The organism is Nocardioides sp., assembly GCF_030149505.1.
GTDB lineage: Bacteria > Actinomycetota > Actinomycetes > Propionibacteriales > Nocardioidaceae > Nocardioides.
In genome coordinates this window covers 1-15891 of the sequence record NZ_JASBRN010000049.1, presented here as the reverse complement: position 1 = coordinate 15891, position 15891 = coordinate 1, and the positions used below count along the sequence as shown (strand labels likewise).

General features: G+C 74.0%; 15 protein-coding genes. 14 read left to right on the top strand and 1 reads right to left on the bottom strand.

The features are described from left to right. The first annotated feature begins 34 nt into the window (after positions 1-34). The 9 genes from Q1V71_RS11010 to Q1V71_RS10970 all read left to right on the top strand — a co-directional run bounded on the left by Q1V71_RS11010 (position 35) and on the right by Q1V71_RS10970 (position 10509). On the top strand, positions 35-1381 hold the full coding sequence (locus Q1V71_RS11010; protein ID WP_300643780.1) for a TrkH family potassium uptake protein: 1347 nt from the start codon (positions 35-37) through the stop codon (positions 1379-1381). Beyond that, positions 1374-2051, top strand: coding sequence for a TrkA family potassium uptake protein (locus Q1V71_RS11005; protein ID WP_300643779.1), 678 nt, complete (start codon positions 1374-1376; stop codon positions 2049-2051). Before Q1V71_RS11010 ends, Q1V71_RS11005 begins: the two co-directional genes overlap by 8 nt. A 96-nt stretch (positions 2052-2147) precedes the next feature. Further along, the gene (locus Q1V71_RS11000; protein WP_300643777.1) at positions 2148-3293 is read left to right on the top strand and encodes a glycerophosphodiester phosphodiesterase; all 1146 of its coding nucleotides are present in this window, start codon (positions 2148-2150) and stop codon (positions 3291-3293) included. A gap of 90 nt (positions 3294-3383) precedes the next feature. After that, on the top strand, positions 3384-4859 hold the full coding sequence (locus tag Q1V71_RS10995; protein WP_300643776.1) for a M15 family metallopeptidase: 1476 nt from the start codon (positions 3384-3386) through the stop codon (positions 4857-4859). A 114-nt stretch (positions 4860-4973) separates the two neighbouring features. Continuing rightward, a complete protein-coding gene (locus Q1V71_RS10990; RefSeq protein WP_300643774.1) occupies positions 4974-5939 on the top strand; it encodes a zinc metalloprotease in 966 nt (321 codons plus the stop codon). A gap of 24 nt (positions 5940-5963) precedes the next feature. Continuing rightward, on the top strand, positions 5964-6392 hold the full coding sequence (locus Q1V71_RS10985) for an HIT family protein (RefSeq protein WP_300643772.1): 429 nt from the start codon (positions 5964-5966) through the stop codon (positions 6390-6392). Positions 6393-6615: 223 nt separating this feature from the next. Beyond that, positions 6616-7383: an SDR family NAD(P)-dependent oxidoreductase gene (locus Q1V71_RS10980; protein ID WP_300643770.1), complete on the top strand. Its 768-nt coding sequence runs from the start codon at positions 6616-6618 to the stop codon at positions 7381-7383. A 62-nt stretch (positions 7384-7445) separates the two neighbouring features. Next, a complete protein-coding gene (locus tag Q1V71_RS10975) occupies positions 7446-8477 on the top strand; it encodes a DUF3048 domain-containing protein (RefSeq protein WP_300643768.1) in 1032 nt (343 codons plus the stop codon). Between the two features lies 1 nt (position 8478). Next, positions 8479-10509, top strand: a complete 2031-nt coding sequence (locus Q1V71_RS10970; protein ID WP_300643767.1) for a M64 family metallopeptidase — start codon at positions 8479-8481, stop codon at positions 10507-10509. A 172-nt stretch (positions 10510-10681) separates the two neighbouring features. Here Q1V71_RS10970 and Q1V71_RS10965 read toward each other — a convergent pair whose 3' ends face one another. Further along, entirely contained in the window at positions 10682-11401 is a 720-nt protein-coding gene (locus Q1V71_RS10965; RefSeq protein WP_300643765.1) for a TetR/AcrR family transcriptional regulator, read from the bottom strand. A gap of 160 nt (positions 11402-11561) precedes the next feature. Between Q1V71_RS10965 and Q1V71_RS10960 the strand changes: the two genes are divergently transcribed. The 5 genes from Q1V71_RS10960 to Q1V71_RS10940 all read left to right on the top strand — a co-directional run bounded on the left by Q1V71_RS10960 (position 11562) and on the right by Q1V71_RS10940 (position 15799). Beyond that, the gene (locus Q1V71_RS10960; RefSeq protein WP_300643764.1) at positions 11562-12131 is read left to right on the top strand and encodes a hypothetical protein; all 570 of its coding nucleotides are present in this window, start codon (positions 11562-11564) and stop codon (positions 12129-12131) included. 182 nt (positions 12132-12313) lie between these two features. Then, on the top strand, positions 12314-12907 hold the full coding sequence (locus tag Q1V71_RS10955; RefSeq protein WP_300643763.1) for a YqgE/AlgH family protein: 594 nt from the start codon (positions 12314-12316) through the stop codon (positions 12905-12907). 59 nt (positions 12908-12966) lie between these two features. Further along, positions 12967-13260, top strand: a complete 294-nt coding sequence (locus Q1V71_RS10950; protein WP_300643761.1) for a DUF3039 domain-containing protein — start codon at positions 12967-12969, stop codon at positions 13258-13260. A 110-nt stretch (positions 13261-13370) separates the two neighbouring features. Beyond that, positions 13371-15101, top strand: a complete 1731-nt coding sequence (locus Q1V71_RS10945) for a DEAD/DEAH box helicase (RefSeq protein WP_300643801.1) — start codon at positions 13371-13373, stop codon at positions 15099-15101. A gap of 35 nt (positions 15102-15136) precedes the next feature. After that, positions 15137-15799, top strand: a complete 663-nt coding sequence (locus Q1V71_RS10940) for a helix-turn-helix domain-containing protein (protein ID WP_300643759.1) — start codon at positions 15137-15139, stop codon at positions 15797-15799. Positions 15800-15891 lie beyond the last annotated feature (92 nt).

Sequence of the window (15891 nt, the reverse complement as noted above, 5' to 3'; positions counted from 1 at the left end):
AGTGGCGTCGCCCGAGAGGTCTACCTTCGGTCCCGTGCTGCGCGAGAGGCGACCCCGGGTGCTCCGGCACCCGGCCCAGGTGGTCGTGGCCGGCTTCGCCGGCGCAGTGCTGGTCGGCACGCTGCTGCTGATGCTGCCCGTCGCCCGGAGCGGGACCGACTGGACCGACCCGCTGACCGCGCTCTTCACCGCGACCAGCGCGGTCTGTGTGACCGGGCTCGTGGTCGTGGACACCGAGTCGTACTTCTCCACCTTCGGTGAGGTGACGATCCTGGCGCTGATCCAGGTCGGCGGCCTCGGCACCATGACGCTGGCCAGCCTGCTCGGCCTGGCCATCTCCCGCCGCCTGGGGCTGCGGGCGCGGATGACGGCCGCCGCGGAGACGAAGGCGGTCGGTCTCGGGGACGTGCGCAGCGTGGTCGTGGGCGTGGCGCGCACCAGCCTGGTCGTCGAGGCGGTGGTGGCGCTGGTGCTGGGGCTGCGGTTCTGGCTCGCCTACGACTACTCGCCCGGGCGCGCGGCGTACCTCGGCGTCTTCCACTCGGTCTCGGCGTTCAACAACGCCGGCTTCGCGCTGTGGTCGGACAGTCTCATCGGCTTCGTCACGGACCCGTGGATCTGCCTGCCCATCGCCTTCTCGGTGATCCTGGGTGGCATCGGCTTCCCGGTGATCCTGGAGGTGCGCCGTCACCTCCGCACGCCGCGCCGGTGGTCCATGCACACGAAGATGACGCTCTGGGCCACGGCCGTGCTGCTGGTCCTCGGCACGGTGGTCGTCACCGCCAACGAGTGGCGCAACCCCGCCACCCTGGGACAGCTCGACACCCCGGGCCGGGTGCTGGCCGGGTTCTTCCAGGCGGTCATGCCGCGCACGGCGGGCTTCAACTCCATCGACTACGGCGCCGTCAACGAGGGGACGCTGCTGGTCACCGTGGTGCTGATGTTCATCGGCGGTGGGTCCGCAGGCACTGCCGGCGGCATCAAGGTGACCACCTTCGTGCTCCTCTTCTTCGTCATCTGGGCCGAGGTGCGGGGCGAGCGCGACGTGCAGGCCTTCGAGCGCCGCATCGGTGACCGGGTGGTGCGGCAGGCCCTGACGGTCGCCCTGCTCTCGGTGGGGCTCGTGGTCACCGCGACCGTCGTGATGGTGGAGCTGACCGGGCTGCGGACGGCCGTGGTGCTGTTCGAGGTCGTCTCCGCCTTCGCCACGGTCGGCCTCTCCACCGGCATCACCGCCGACGTCGGTACGCCGGCGCAGCTGATGCTGGTCGCGCTGATGTTCGTGGGCCGGCTCGGCCCCATCACCCTGGTCTCCGCCCTCGCGCTGCGCGAGCGGCAGCGGCTCTACCACCACCCCGAAGGAAGGCCTCTCATTGGCTAGGAACCAGCCCCGCGCGACCCCTCGTGGGGCGGTCGCCGTCATCGGCCTCGGCCGCTTCGGCAAGTCGTTGGCGCTGGAGCTCGTCGCGGGCGGCACCGAGGTGCTCGGGATCGACAGCGACCCGCGCATCGTGCAGTCGCTCGCGGGCCGGCTCACGCACGTCGTGGAGGCCGACTCCACCGACGAGGAGGCCATGCGCCAGCTGGGCATCCAGGACCTCGAGCGGGCCGTGATCGGCGTCGGCACCGACCTCGAGGCGAGCATCCTGTCGGCGTCGGTGGCCATCAACCTGGGCGTCGCGGACATCTGGGCCAAGGCCATCAGCGCCGCCCACGCCAGGATCCTGACCCAGATCGGCGTCCACCACGTCGTACGCCCCGAGCACGACATGGGCAAGCGCGTGGCCCACCTCGTGTCGGGCCGGATGATGGACTACATCGAGCTCGACGACGGCTACGCCTTCGTCAAGAGCAAGCCGCCCAAGCAGATCCTCAACAAGCCGCTGCGCGACACCGACATCCGCTCGGCGTACGGCATCACCGTGGTCGGTATCAAGCGCGGCAGCCGCCAGTTCACCTACGCCACGCCCGACACCGTCGTGGTGCCCGGCGACGTCATCATCGTCTCGGGCGAGCGCCGCGACGTGGAGCGGTTCAGCGACCTGCCCTGAGCCGGGCCGAGCGCGCGCGAGGCGTTCACCGAGCCGTCGACCGCGCGACCCGGACGCGTCGCGGTCCTGACGCCGTACGCCGCCAGCCTCCTGCCCATGACATCTCGGGTCAGGCGCGCGACCGCGCCCATCGCCACGTCCACCGTCCTCCTGGCGCTCGTCCTCACCGGCCCGCCCGCGGCCGCCGCCGAGCAGGCCGACCGGGCCGACCGCCCCGGCGGCGCGGCCAAGCCCCTCACCCAGCTCGACACCCCGCTGGTCGTCGGCCACCGCGGCGCCTCGGGCTACCGCCCCGAGCACACCCTGGCCGCCTACCGCCTGGCCGTGGAGATGGGTGCCGAGGTCATCGAGCCCGACCTGGTCCCCACCAAGGACGGCGTCCTCGTCGCCCGCCACGAGAACGAGATCTCGGGCACCACCGACGTCGCGGACCGACCCGAGTTCGCCGACCGCCGCACCACCAAGGTCGTCGACGGCCGCCCGGTCACCGGCTGGTTCACCGAGGACTTCACCCTGGCCGAGCTGCGCACCCTGCGCGCGGTCGAGCGGCTGCCGGAGGTGCGACCGGCCAACACCGAGTACGACGGCCGCTACGGCATCCCCACCCTGGCCCAGGTGCTGCGCCTGGCCGACCGCCTCGACGTCGCGGTCGCGCCGGAGACCAAGCACCCGACGTACTTCGACTCGATCGGGCTCTCGCTCGAGGAGCCGCTCGTCGCCGAGCTGGAGGAGGCGGGGCTCACGAAGAGGAAGAGCCCGGTGCTCGTGCAGTCGTTCGAGACCGCCAACCTGCGCGAGCTCGACACGATGACCAAGGTGCCGCTGGTGCAGCTGGTCTCCGGCTCGGGCGCGCCCTACGACGCGGTCGCCGCCGGGGAGCCCACGACGTACGCCGACCTGGTGACCCCGGCAGGGCTCGCCGAGGTGGCGACGTACGCCGACTGGCTGAGCCCCGAGAAGAACGTCGTGCTCCCGCGTGACCCCGCCACCGGTGCCACCGGCGAGCCCAGCGACGTGGTGGACGACGCGCACGCGGCCGGTCTGCGCGTCGTGGTCTACACGCTGCGCGCGGAGAACCAGTTCATGGCGACGAACTTCCGCCGCGGCACCGACCCGGACGCCTTCGGCGACATGGGTGCGGAGACCGTGGCCTTCCTCGAGGCCGGGGTCGACGCGCTGTTCACCGACCACCCCGACATCGCCGTCGACGCGCGCGACGCCTGGGTCGCCGACCGGGGCTGATCCCCCTGCCCCCTCCGGCCCGCTCGGACCGGCGTCGACTCGCCGGTCCGGGTGGGCCCGCCCGCCGTCCGGTCGGGGGAGGGTGGCGAGGTGCTGCTCGGGAAGCTCGTCCTCGTCGCCCTCTCGCTGTCCCTCGCCCTGGCGGCGCCGGCCGTCGGTGCGCCCGCGGACCGCGACCAGCGCGAGCACGCACCCGGCCTGCACCTCACCGCCCCACCGACGTACGCCGGTGAGCCGGCGCCGGTGACCGTCGTGCTCGCCGACGCGGCCGGCCAGCCGGTGGTCGGGGCGAGCGTCCGCGTCGAGCGGCTCGTGGGGGAGGAGTGGCGCGAGCTCGCCGTCGTGGTGACCGATGCGACCGGCAGCGCCGCGCTCGAGGCGGTGCTCGAGCGCGACCCGGGCGGCAACGTCGTGCGGGCGACCTGGGACGGGACCACGGGGGAGCCCGGCGGCAGTCCCGAGGACGGCGCCGCTCCCCAGGAGACCGGCCCCCAGGAGACCGGGCCGGTGACGCTGCCCCTGCTCCGACGCACCGCCCACGCCGAGCTCGCCGGCCCCGACGAGGTCGTCGACGAGACGAGCGTCCGCCTGGCACTGCGCTGGCGCACCCGTGCCGGGGAGCCGGTCACGGGCGAGGTGGTCCTCGAGGAGCGCCGCGGGGACCGCTGGCGCGTGGTCGAGCGGTTGCGCACCGACGAGCAGGGTCGCGCGTCGACCCGGGTCGCCCCGCGGGAGGACACCCGCTACCGCGTGCGCACGCCGCGGCAGCCCTGGCTGGAGGGCGACACCAGCCCCGTGCACCGGTTGGACAACACACCTCCCGGCACCGTCGTACGGGTCGGGGGGCCGGTGCCGCGACGCGCCCTGCCCCGGCCGCCGCGGGCCGTCGGCGAGGGATCGGCGCCCCGGATCACCCGGATCCCCGGCAGTGTCTGGCGCTCGATGACCGGGCGCACCTGGCACGCCGGCTGCCCCGTGGGTCGCGAGGGCCTGCGGCTGCTGCGGATCAACCACTGGGGCTACGACGGGTACCGCTACCGCGGCGAGCTGGTCGCCGCCGCGTCCGTGGTCGGCCAGATGTCGGCGGCGCTCTCGGAGATGTACCGCGCCGGGCTGCCGGTCCGCGCGATGTTCCGCGCCGACCGGTTCGGCTGGTCACCGCGACTGCGTGGCGCCGACGACTACGCCTCGATGGCGGCCGGCAACACCTCGGCGTTCAACTGCCGCCAGGTCGTGGGCCGGCCCGGCATCCGCTCGCCGCACGCCTGGGGCCGCTCGCTGGACATCAACACCTGGGAGAACCCCTACCGGTCCAGCCACGGGCTGGTCCCCAACTCGTGGTGGGCCTCGCGCTCGCACCCGCGGGTGGCCTGGCGCTCCAGCAGCCACCGGGTCGTCGCGATCATGCGCCGCCACGGCCTGCGCTGGACCTACGGCACCGCCGACAGCCACCACTTCGACGCCGTCCCGCGCAGCGGTGGTCGGGGTGCGGGACCGGGCGAGGACGCCCACGACCACGGAGCACCCTTGCTGCCGCCGGTCTGCGCGACGGAGGTCTGCGACTGAGGCAGTGCGCACCGTCGCAGGTCGACGGCCGAGGTGCGTGACGACCGTCGGTCCCCGGGGTTAGGTTGCTGCCCCGCCGGCGACCGTCGGCGTGTCTCGGAGGGAGCACCACCCATGCGCCTGCGCGCTCACCGCTCGACCCGTTCCGTCCTGGCCGCCGCCGCGGCCAGCGTCCTGTCCGTCACCGTCCTGACCGGCGCGGCGCCCGTGGCCGTCACCGCGGCGTCCTCGCCCGGCGTCGAGGTCTGCGAGGACGAGCAAGGCCACATCTCCGGCGCCCGCAAGGCCCTCGGCGCCACGGCGGAGGAGCCCGCGCTCTACCCGAAGAAGGACGCACCGAGGTACGGCGTGCTCCCCGACGCCCCCACGCTCGCGCCGGGCTCGGTCACCATCGACACGGTCTTCCACGTGCTGAGCGACACCGAGCCCACGGCCGCCGAGCGGGCCCGGACCGAGGACATGATCGCGGCGCAGATGGACGTCCTCAACGACGCCTTCGCCGGCACCACCGCCACCGAGGCCGCCGACACCGCCTTCCGCTTCGACCTGGTCAAGACGACCTGGACGGTCAACCCCGCGTGGGCTCAGGTCACCCCCGGCAAGACCGAGAAGGACATGAAGGCCGCCCTGCACGAGGGCGACTCCGAGACCCTCAACGTCTACTCGGCCGACATCGGCGGGGGCCTCCTGGGCTGGGCCTACTTCCCCAAGGGCTACAACAACGGTCGCGACTTCATCGACGGGGTCGTGATCCTCGACGAGTCCATGCCCGGCGGCACCGCCGCGCCCTACAACGGCGGCGACACCCTGACCCACGAGGTCGGCCACTGGATGATGCTCGAGCACACCTTCGCCAACGGCTGCACGCCGGTCGGCGACGGCGTCGAGGACACCCCGCGCGAGGCCTTCCCGCAGTTCGGCTGCCCCGAGGGCGCCGACTCCTGCGCGGCCCCTGGCCTGGACCCGGTCCACAACTTCATGGACTACACCGTCGACGACTGCATGGACATGTTCACCGAGGGCCAGGCCGCCCGCATGAGCGACGCGTGGCTGGCCTTCCGAGCGGGTGGCAACGGCTGAGCGTCGCCGCCCCATGATGTCGGCATGACCTCTGCGACCCCCGGCCGCGACTGCGTCTTCTGCGCGATCGTGGCCGGGGAGCTGGCCGCCGACGTCGTGCTCGAGACCGAGCACCTGCTGGCCTTCCTCGACCAGCGCCCCGTCTTCAAGGGCCACGTCCTCCTCGTCCCGCGCGAGCACCACGCCACCCTCCCCGACCTCCCTGCGCCGCTGCGCGACCCCTTCCTCGCCGCCGCGCAGGACATCGCCACCGCCGTGGTCGACGTGCTGGGAGCCCAGGGCTCCTTCGTGGCGATCAACAACACCGTGAGCCAGTCGGTCCCGCACCTGCATCTGCACGTCGTGCCGCGCACCAAGGGTGACGGGCTGCGCGGGTTCTTCTGGCCGCGGCAGAAGTACGCCGACGGCGAGCGGGCGGCGTACGCCGAGCGCCTCCGCGCCGCGCTCGCCTGAGCCTCAGCGCGTCCGGACCCACGCGTGTCGCGGCCGGTCCGATCCGCGGGTGCCGACCCCCGCCGCCGCCGGCCCGTCTAGGGTGCTGGGGGCCCAGCGCGGCGCCGCCTGCGCGCAGCGCGGTCACCACCGGCCACACCAGCGGGTCACCGCCAGGTCCAGCCAGTCCCCACTCAGTCCTGAGTCAGTCCAGACAGTCCCTCTGCGAAGGAGCACCACCACCATGGGTCGTTTCGACGGTCGCGTCGTCATCGTCACCGGAGCCGCGCGCGGCATCGGCTTCGGCACCGCCAACCGCTTCGCCGAGGAGGGTGCCTCGGTCGCGATCATCGACCTCGACGAGTCCGCCGCCTCCGACGCCGCCGGCCGCCTCTCCCTGGTCGACGGCGCCAAGGCGATCGGCGTGGGCTGCGACGTCAGCAACGCCGAGAGCGTCGACGCCGCCATCGCGCGCGTGGTCGAGGAGCTCGGCGGCGTGCACGTGCTGGTCAACAACGCCGGCATCACCCGCGACAACCTGCTCTTCAAGATGACCGAGGACGACTGGGACCTGGTCATGGGCGTGCACCTCAAGGGGGCGTTCCTCATGACCAAGGCCGCGCAGAAGCACTTCGTCGAGCAGCGCTACGGCAAGGTCGTGAACATCTCCTCGATCTCCGCGCTGGGCAACCGCGGCCAGGCCAACTACTCCGCGGCCAAGATGGGCATCCAGGGCTTCACCCGGACCCTCGGCATCGAGCTGGGCCCCTTCGGCATCAACGTCAACGCCGTCGCCCCGGGCTTCATCGCCACCGAGATGACCGACGCCACCGCGGCGCGCCTCAAGATGGACGTCGAGGAGTTCCGGAAGATGAACGCGGACGCCAACCCGGTCAAGCGGGTGGGGTACCCCGAGGACATCGCCGCGGCGGTCACGTTCCTGTCGGCCGACGAGGCGTCGTACATCACCGGCCAGACGCTGTACGTCGACGGCGGCATCACCCTCGGCTGAGCCCGGCCCCAGCACGACCGAGCAGCACCCGCAGCACCGCACGCCCCCTGGAGGTCCCCCCCGTGCTCACCCGTCACCGTCCCGCCCGCCTCGCCGTCTGCTCCCTGGCCCTCGCCGGCCTGCTGGGGGTGGCGGCCTGCGGGGCCGACGACCGACCGGACGCGGAGGGGCCCTCCGGGGCGGCGAGCCAGGGGGTGACCGCGGGCTCCGAGGTCACCCCGGAGACCTGGCCGCTCACGGGCCTGCCGGCCAAGGGCGGCAGCGCGGCGGCCCGGCACCCGGTGATGGTGCTGAAGATGGACAACACCTCCTCGGCGGCCCCGCAGATCGGGCTCGGCAGCGCCGACCTGGTCGTGGAGGAGCTGGTCGAGGGCGGGATGACCCGCCTGGCGGCGTTCTTCTACTCCGAGATCCCCGGAACCGTCGGGCCGGTGCGCTCCATGCGGTCCACCGACATCGGCATCGTCTCGCCCGTCGACGGCGCGATGGTCACCAGCGGCGCTGCCCCGATCACCATCCAGCGGATCCGCCAGGCCGGCATCCCGTTCTTCGGCGAGGGTGCGAAGGGGTTCTTCCGCGACTCCGCCCGCTCGGCGCCGTACAACCTGTTCACCGACCTCTCGCAGACCGCGACCCTGGTGCAGGGCCCGCCCGAGCGCCCGGCCGACTACCTGGAGTGGGGCGAGGCCAAGGACCTGCCGAAGGGGCAGCCCGGCCGCACGCTCGAGGCCCGCTTCTCCGGCGGGCACGCGACCAACTGGTCGTTCGAGGGCGGGCGCTACCGCAACGTCAACACCTTCGCCGCAGCCGGCGACGAGTTCCTGGCCGACTCCGTGCTGGTCGTGCGCGTGCGGGTCGGCGACGCCGGCTACCGCGACCCTGCCGGCAACCCCGTGCCCGAGTCGATCCTCGAGGGCAAGGGCCCGGCGGTCCTGCTGCACGGCGGCCGCGCGATCAACCTGACCTGGGAGAAGGCCGGGCTCGACGCCCCGCTGCAGCTACGCGACCGCCTCGGCACGGTGCGGGTGCCGGCCGGGCGCACCTGGATCGAGCTCGTCCCCGCCGCCACCGGCTCCGTGAGCATCGGCGGCTGACGTGAGGTCCCCCCGCTCGGCCACCGGCGCGCTGGTCGGTGGGCTGGTGGCGGGGGGCCTGCTGCTGGCCGCCCTGGCCGGTACGCCGGCAGGAGCCGTCGACCCGGGAGGCACCCGGCCCGCCCCGACTGCGGCGGCCACACCCGCGCCCGCTGACCCGGCCCTGGCCCGGATCGTCTCCCTGCGGCCGACCCCCGACGGCGGTCTGCGCGTCGTCTCCGACGTGAGCATGCCCGCCGCCGACGCACCCCGCCGCGGCGTGGTCGACGGTGCCCGGGCCCGGGTGCTCCTGGGGACCGCCGACGGCACGGTCCTGGCCCGCACCGCGGTCCCGGCCACCCACGTGCGCGCCGAGCTGCCGCGGGTCGCCGGCGCCACCGCGCTGACCGGCGAGCAGGTCCTCGACCCGGCGCCGGTCCTGCGGGTCCGTGTGCCGGTCGACGCCGACCTCACCTCGGTCCGGGCCCGCGTCGCGGGGGAGGGGTACGCCGCGGCGTACCGTGCCCCCGCGCGGCGCGCGGCCGCGACCGCCCCGACCCGGGGCGAGCTGCCCGGCCACCCGCTCGGCCCGTCGGCGAACCGGCTCGACGTCGTCGTCCTAGGCGACGGCTACACCGCAGGCGACCGCGCAGCCTTCACCGCCGACGCCGCGCGGGTGGCCGACGACCTGCTGGCCCGCACCCCCTTCGCCGAGCACCGCGACCTCGTCAACGTCGTCGGCCTCTTCGTGCCCTCCCAGGAGCGCGGCGCCGACCAGCCGCCGCCGTCCGCGACCTGCCGGGACTACTCCACCGCACCCGGCTGCTGCCCCGAGACCGGCACCGCCCACCGGTCCGGCTTCGTGGAGACCCGCTACGACGCGACGTACTGCTCCTTCGGCATCCAGCGCCTGCTCGTCCCCGCCGACACGGGCGCGATCGTCGCGGACGCCGACGCCGGCCACCCGGGCTGGGAGCAGGTGCTGCTCGTGGTCAACGACGAGGAGTACGGCGGGTCCGGCGGCTTCGTGGCGACCACCTCGACCCACGAGGCGGGCACCGAGGTGATGGCCCACGAGCTGGGCCACTCGCTGCTGGGCCTCGACGACGAGTACGACACCTTCACCCCCGGCTACCCCCCTTGCTCCGACGTGCCCTCCTCCCAGGACGGTCCGTGCCTGGCCAATGTCACCGACGTCACCGACCGCTCGCGGCTGAAGTGGCGGCGCTGGGTCGACCCGGCGACCCCGGTGCCGACGACCGGTCCGCAGCCGCCGGACGTCGTGGGGCTCTTCGAGGGCGCGCACTACTCACCGACCCGGTGGTACCGCTCCTGCCACGACTGCCTCATGCGCACGCTCGGCCAGCCGTTCGGCCGGGTCGCGGCCGAGCAGCTGCCGCTGCGCCTGCTCGCCGACGACCTGGGCACGTACGGCGTCAGCCTGGTCGAGCCCGGCTCCGTGCTGCCCCCGACCACCGACGTGGTCGTGGTGGCGCCCGGGGAGTCCGTGCGCCTGGGTCTGCAGGTGCTCGGCACCGGCGCGGGGACCCGCACCACCTGGACCGTCGACGGCACGACGGTCGCCGAGGACGTGCTCCCGACCGGGCCCGCCGGCGTGGAGGTCGTCGGCACCGAGGCGCCGCAGCGGGTGAGCGTCACCGTCGAGGCGCTGCCGGGGGTGCTGCACCCTGACGACGTCGCCCTCACGCGCGAGGTCCGCAGCTGGACCGTCGCGCCGAGCGCGGACGTGCCGGCGCCGGGGGAGGCCACGGGTCGGGCGACCGGTCCGGGCCGTCGCTACGTCCGGCTGCCCGCAGGGGTCGACTGCGCCGCCGGCACGCTGGCCGTGCGCCTGCTGCAGCCCCGCCAGCAGCCGCGGGTGCGCAGCGTGGTGCTCGAGGTCGACGGTGAGCAGGTCACCAGGATCGGCCGCAGTGCCGTCCCCGGTCGCCTCCGTCTCCCGCTCGCCGAGGGTGACCACGAGGTGCGGGCGACCGTGGCCCGCCGCGGCGACGCGCCGCTCGCCACCACCCGCTCGTACGCCGCCTGTTGACCGCCGAGCCGTCAGGTCCGAACCGCCGAGCCGTCAGGTCCGAACCGCCGAGCCGTCACTTCCGAACCGCCGAGATGCTGCGGCTGCGGACCGGGGTCGAGAACCTCGCGACTGTTCGGAACTGACCCCTCGATGGTTCAGAACTGACGGTTCGGCGGGGGCGGGTCGTGCCTCAGCTGCCGTCGACAGCGGCCGGGACCCCGACCGGGCTGGCGCCCGGGTCGGGGAGGGGGACGCCGGCGTCGGCGAGCGACTGGAACCCGGCGATGATGAAGCCGATGGCCGCCTCGACCCGGGTCGCGGCCAGGATCGGGTCGTCGGCGACGGCGACGTCCTCGCCGGCCGCGGACATCGCCCCGAAGAAGATCCGCGAGAACGTCTGGATCATCGGCTCGTCCAGCTCCCACGTGCCCGCGGAGAGCACCGAGCGGACGATGTCGACGACGGTGGCGAAGGTGGAGCGCTCCTCCTGCTCGCGGAACCGCTCGTAGCCCAGGACCGACGGGCCCTCCTGCACCACGATCCGTCGGTAGCGGGGCTCCTGGACGACCAGGAGGAAGGCCTCGAGGCCGGCGCGTGCCTTCTCCCACGGGTCGCGCCTGCCCTTGAGCGCCTTCTGGATGGCGCGCGAGGCATCGGAGGAGACCCGCTCGAAGACCGCCTCGAAGAGCGCCTGCTTGCCGCTGAAGTGGTGGTAGAGCGCGCCCTTGGTGACCTCGGCGCCGCTGACGATGGCGTCCAGCGAGGTCGCGGTGTAGCCGTGCTCGGTGAAGAGCTCCTCGGCCACGTCGACCAGGCCACGCTTGGTCGAGGCGGAGTACTGCGCGCGCAACGAGGTCCCGGGGACACCCGGGACCTTGGGCACGAGCTTGGAGACCGAGGACCTCGACATACCGCCAGTCTAGTGACGGGCGTCTCAGGGGCGCCGGAGCGCCCGTCGTCAAGACTTGTGGGGCGCCCGTCACAGGTGGCCAGGATCACCGCACCGACCACCCCGCGGTGTTTGCGTGGCTCGGATGCGGCTCCGTACTCTCGGTACGTACTCACGGTATGTGAACCGTGAGCCACACCACCTGATCGAGGAAGGCGACACCCCCATGACCTGGACCTCGTACCGCACCCGTGGAGAGATCCTCCGCGCCGTGATCTCCGAGGCCGACGCCCGTCGCGACGGCCTCCTGCCCTGGGACGTCGAGGGCGTCGCGGACTCCTTCGGCGACGAGCTCACGCTGCTCGGCGCCCTCCAGCTGCGCTGGCACACCCGCCTCGCCGGTCGGATCGAGCGCGAGCTGATGGCGCGCCCGATGGCCTTCGAGGACGCCGTCGTCGACGCCTGGCGCGCCACTGCCGCCGAGCTCCCCGGCGTCCGCGCCATCGTCGACCACCACCGCGCCCACCCGCTCGACGACGCCATGGCCCTGGCCATGGACAAGGCGGTGGCCAAGGAGCGCATCCTGCTCGCCGTCATGGCCGGCCAGGCCAGCGCGCACGACGCCGGCGCCGCTGCCGTCGGCGCCCGACTCGAGGAGAAGGCCCGCACGGGCTGGGTCCTCGCGCCGGTCCCCGAGCCCACCACCCCCACCAGCCTCCTGGGACGGCTCAAGGCGGCCTTCGCCGCCTGAGCCAGTCCGGTCGCCCCTCCCTCCCCTGCGCGACCGGCCCCGGGACCACCACGACCCCGGTCCGACGCCTCCCTCCCTTCTGACGTCGGCCCGGGGTCGTGCCACGCCGTGGTCGCGCTCTGCCGTGGTCGTGCGACGCCCGCGGGCGTGTCACGTGCGTGCGGGTGGCGCATGATGAGGCCATGAGCGGTACGACGCCGAGCGGTCGCGGCCCCGGCCTGGCCCCGGCCCCCGGGTTGCTCCTGGTCGCGGCCCCGACGCTGCTGGACCCGAACTTCGTCGACACCGTCGTCCTGCTCCTCGAGGCCGACGCGGACGGTGCGGTGGGGGTGGTGCTCAACCGCCCGAGCCCGGTGCCCGTGGACGAGGTCCTGCCCGCCTGGGGCGAGGTCGTCGCCGAGCCGGAGGTGCTCTTCCAGGGCGGACCGGTCAGCCCCGACGGGGCCCTGGCCGTCGCGCTGCTCGACGACGCCGCCGTCGTGCCCGGCGCCGGGTTCCGCCGGGTCGCCGGCCGCTTCGGGCTGGTCGACCTCGACACCCCGATGGACGCCGTGGCCGGTCGGCTCGCCGGCCTGCGGATCTTCGCCGGCTACTCCGGCTGGGGCGCCGGCCAGCTGGAGGACGAGATCGCCGAGGGCGCCTGGTACGTCGTGCCGTCCGAGGGTGGCGACCTGTGCCGCGAGGACGCGACCGACCTGTGGCGCGACGTCCTGCGCCGCCAGCCCGGCGAGCTCGCGTGGCACGCCACCCGGCCCGCCGACCCCGAGCTCAACTAGTCGCCCAGGACCCCGTGCCGATCTGGCCAGGCGGCCCCGACGACGTACAGTTCCACCCCGTGAGTGGATTCGGATTCGGCACCGACGGCGACGGCGGCGGGACCGGGACGGCCCTCGACGAGCGGGTCGAGCAGGATCGTCGTACCGTCCCCACCGACGAGGGCGACCACGAGCGCTTCTCGCACTTCGTCGACAAGGACAAGCTCACCGAGGCGCTGGTGATGGGCACCCCCGTGGTGGCCCTGTGCGGCAAGGTCTGGGTGCCCAGCCGCTCCCCGGAGCAGTTCCCGGTCTGCCCGGACTGCAAAGAGGTCTGGGAGTCGCTCAAGGACGACGGCGGCGCCGACGCGTGAGTGCCGCTCCGCGCCCCGACGAGGAGTCGGGCCCCTCGCTCACGCCTGCACCCAGCAATGCACTCAGCCCCGCCTTCCCGCACCGTGCCGCCTGGGGCACCGCGCCCTCTCTGCGCGCCTGGCAGCAGCAGGCGATGGAGAAGTACTTCGACCCCGCCCGCGAGGGCCGCGCCGCCCGTGACTTCCTGGCCGTCGCGACGCCGGGCGCCGGCAAGACGACCTTCGCGCTGTCGGTGGCCGCCGAGCTGCTGGGGCGCCGGATCGTCGACCGGATCATCGTCGTGGCACCCACCGACCACCTCAAGACCCAGTGGGCGGAGGCCTCCGCTCGCGCCGGCATCCCCATCGACCCGAGCTTCTCGGCCGGCAAGGGCCGCACCTCCCAGGACTACGTCGGCGTCGCCGTGACGTACGCCGGCGTGGCGGTCAACCCGCTCGCCATGCGCATCCGCACCGAGCGGTTCAAGACCCTGGTGATCCTCGACGAGGTCCACCACGCCGGCGACGCGCTGTCGTGGGGCGAGGGTGTGCGCGAGGCGTTCGAGCCCGCCGCCCGCCGACTGTGCCTGACCGGCACGCCGTTCCGCTCCGACGTCAACCCGATCCCGTTCGTCACCTACGAGCCCGGCCCCGACGGCATCCCGCGCTCGGCGGCCGACTACACCTACGGCTACTCGCACGCGCTGTCCGACCACGTCGTGCGCCCGGTGCTGTTCCTGGCCTACTCCGGCGAGATGTCCTGGCGCACCCGCGCCGGTGACGAGGTGGCGGCGCGGCTGGGGGAGCCGCTGACCAAGGACCTGACCAACCAGGCGCTGCGCACGGCGCTGGACCCGGCCGGCTCGTGGATCCCCTCCGTCCTGGCAGCCGCCGACAAGCGGCTCTCCGAGGTGCGCCGCCACGTCCCGGACGCCGGCGGCCTCGTGATCGCCACCGACCAGGACTCGGCCCGCGCGTACGCCAAGACGCTGCGCCAGATCTCCGGCGAGGCGGCGACCGTCGTGCTCTCCGACGACCCGGGTTCCTCGAAGAAGATCTCCGCCTTCTCCGAGGGCGACTCGCGCTGGATGGTCGCGGTCCGGATGGTGTCCGAGGGCGTCGACGTCCCGCGCCTGGCCGTGGGCGTGTGGGCCACCACGACCTCGACCCCGCTCTTCTTCGCCCAGGCGGTCGGCCGCTTCGTGCGTGCCCGGACCCGTGGCGAGGTCGCCTCGGTGTTCCTCCCCTCGGTCCCGACCCTGCTCGGGTTCGCCTCGGAGATGGAGGTCGAGCGCGACCACGTGCTGGGCCGCAGGGTCACCAGCGAGGACGACATCTTCGCCGCCGAGAACGACCTGCTCGCCCAGGCCCAGGCCGGCGAGGGCGCCTCCGACGACCTGCTCGGCAGCTTCGAGGCGATCGGCTCCGAGGCCCGCTTCGACCACGTGCTCTACGACGGCGCGCAGTTCGGCCACGAGGGCGAGGTGCACGTCGGGTCGGAGGAGGAGATGGACTTCCTCGGCATCCCGGGGCTGCTCGAGCCCGGTCAGATGCGCGACCTGCTGCGCCAGCGCCAGGCCGACCGGGCGCGGTCGCAGGGGCGGGCCCAGAAGCCGTCACCCACGGACCCCGGCGACCCGGCGATCCAGGAGGTCGCGACGCACGAGCAGCTCGCCGTCCTGCGCCGCGAGCTCAACGGCCTCGTCGGTGCCTGGCACCACCGCACCGGCCAGCCGCACGGCGTCGTCCACGCCGCCCTGCGCAAGGAGTGCGGCGGCCCCGCGGCCGCCATCGCCAACGCCGAGCAGCTGCGCCAGCGCATCGACCGGGTCCGGGAGTGGGCCGCCCGGAAGTCCTCCTGAGTGCCGGGCAACCGCGGCTCCCTAGACTCACCGCCATGTCCTCGGAGACCTCCCAGACCCTCGACCGCGGCCTGCGCGTGCTCGAGGTGCTGGCCGGCACCTCCGGCGGCCTCACGGTCACCGAGCTCGCGCAGCGGCTCGAGGTCAACCGCACGGTCGTCTACCGGCTCGTGAGCACGCTGGAGCAGCACGGCCTCGTGCGCCGCGACGCCAAGGGCCGCCTCCACGTGGGGCTGGGGATCCTCCACCTCGCTGCCGCGGTCCAGCCGGTGCTGCGCGACCTGGCGCAGCCGGTGCTGCGGACCCTGGCGGAGTCGGTCGGGTGCACCGCGCACCTCACGGTCGTCGAGGGATCCGAGGCGCTCGCGCTCGCCGTCGTCGAGCCCTCCTGGACCGACTTCCACGTCTCCTACCGGGTCGGCACCCGCCACCCGCTCGCCCAGGGCGCCGCCGGCAAGGCGGTCCTGCTCGGGCGGGCCGGCCGCGACGGGGGCGCCCGCCCCCCGGCGTACGTCACGACGACGGGGGAGCTGCAGACCGGCGCCCGCGGTCTGGCCGCCCCCGTCCGTGGGGTCGAGGGGCTCGAGGCCTCCGTCGGCATCGTCACCCTGGGCATCCTGGACGAGCGGGTCGTCGCGCCCCAGGTCGTGGCTGCGGCCGACGAGGTGGCGGCGCTGCTGGTCGGCGAGCCGGGGTAGTCCGGAAGGATTTTTAGCCGCAGGAGGGGCGGAGGGGGTAAAATCGTGCGGTCTACCCCCCGGGAGCCGCCCCCCGCGCCCCCCGGGGCCGC

Bases quoted from the DNA above. Each gene is read 5' to 3' on its own strand.
- Q1V71_RS10985 (WP_300643772.1), top strand. From the start codon at position 5,964: ATGACCTCTGCGACCCCCGGCCGCGACTGCGTCTTCTGCGCGATCGTG.
- Q1V71_RS10955 (WP_300643763.1), top strand. From the start codon at position 12,314: ATGAGCGGTACGACGCCGAGCGGTCGCGGCCCCGGCCTGGCCCCGGCC.
- Q1V71_RS10965 (WP_300643765.1), bottom strand. From the start codon at position 11,401: ATGTCGAGGTCCTCGGTCTCCAAGCTCGTGCCCAAGGTCCCGGGTGTC.
- Q1V71_RS11000 (WP_300643777.1), top strand. From the start codon at position 2,148: ATGACATCTCGGGTCAGGCGCGCGACCGCGCCCATCGCCACGTCCACC.
- Q1V71_RS10940 (WP_300643759.1), top strand. From the start codon at position 15,137: ATGTCCTCGGAGACCTCCCAGACCCTCGACCGCGGCCTGCGCGTGCTC.
- Q1V71_RS10980 (WP_300643770.1), top strand. From the start codon at position 6,616: ATGGGTCGTTTCGACGGTCGCGTCGTCATCGTCACCGGAGCCGCGCGC.
- Q1V71_RS10990 (WP_300643774.1), top strand. From the start codon at position 4,974: ATGCGCCTGCGCGCTCACCGCTCGACCCGTTCCGTCCTGGCCGCCGCC.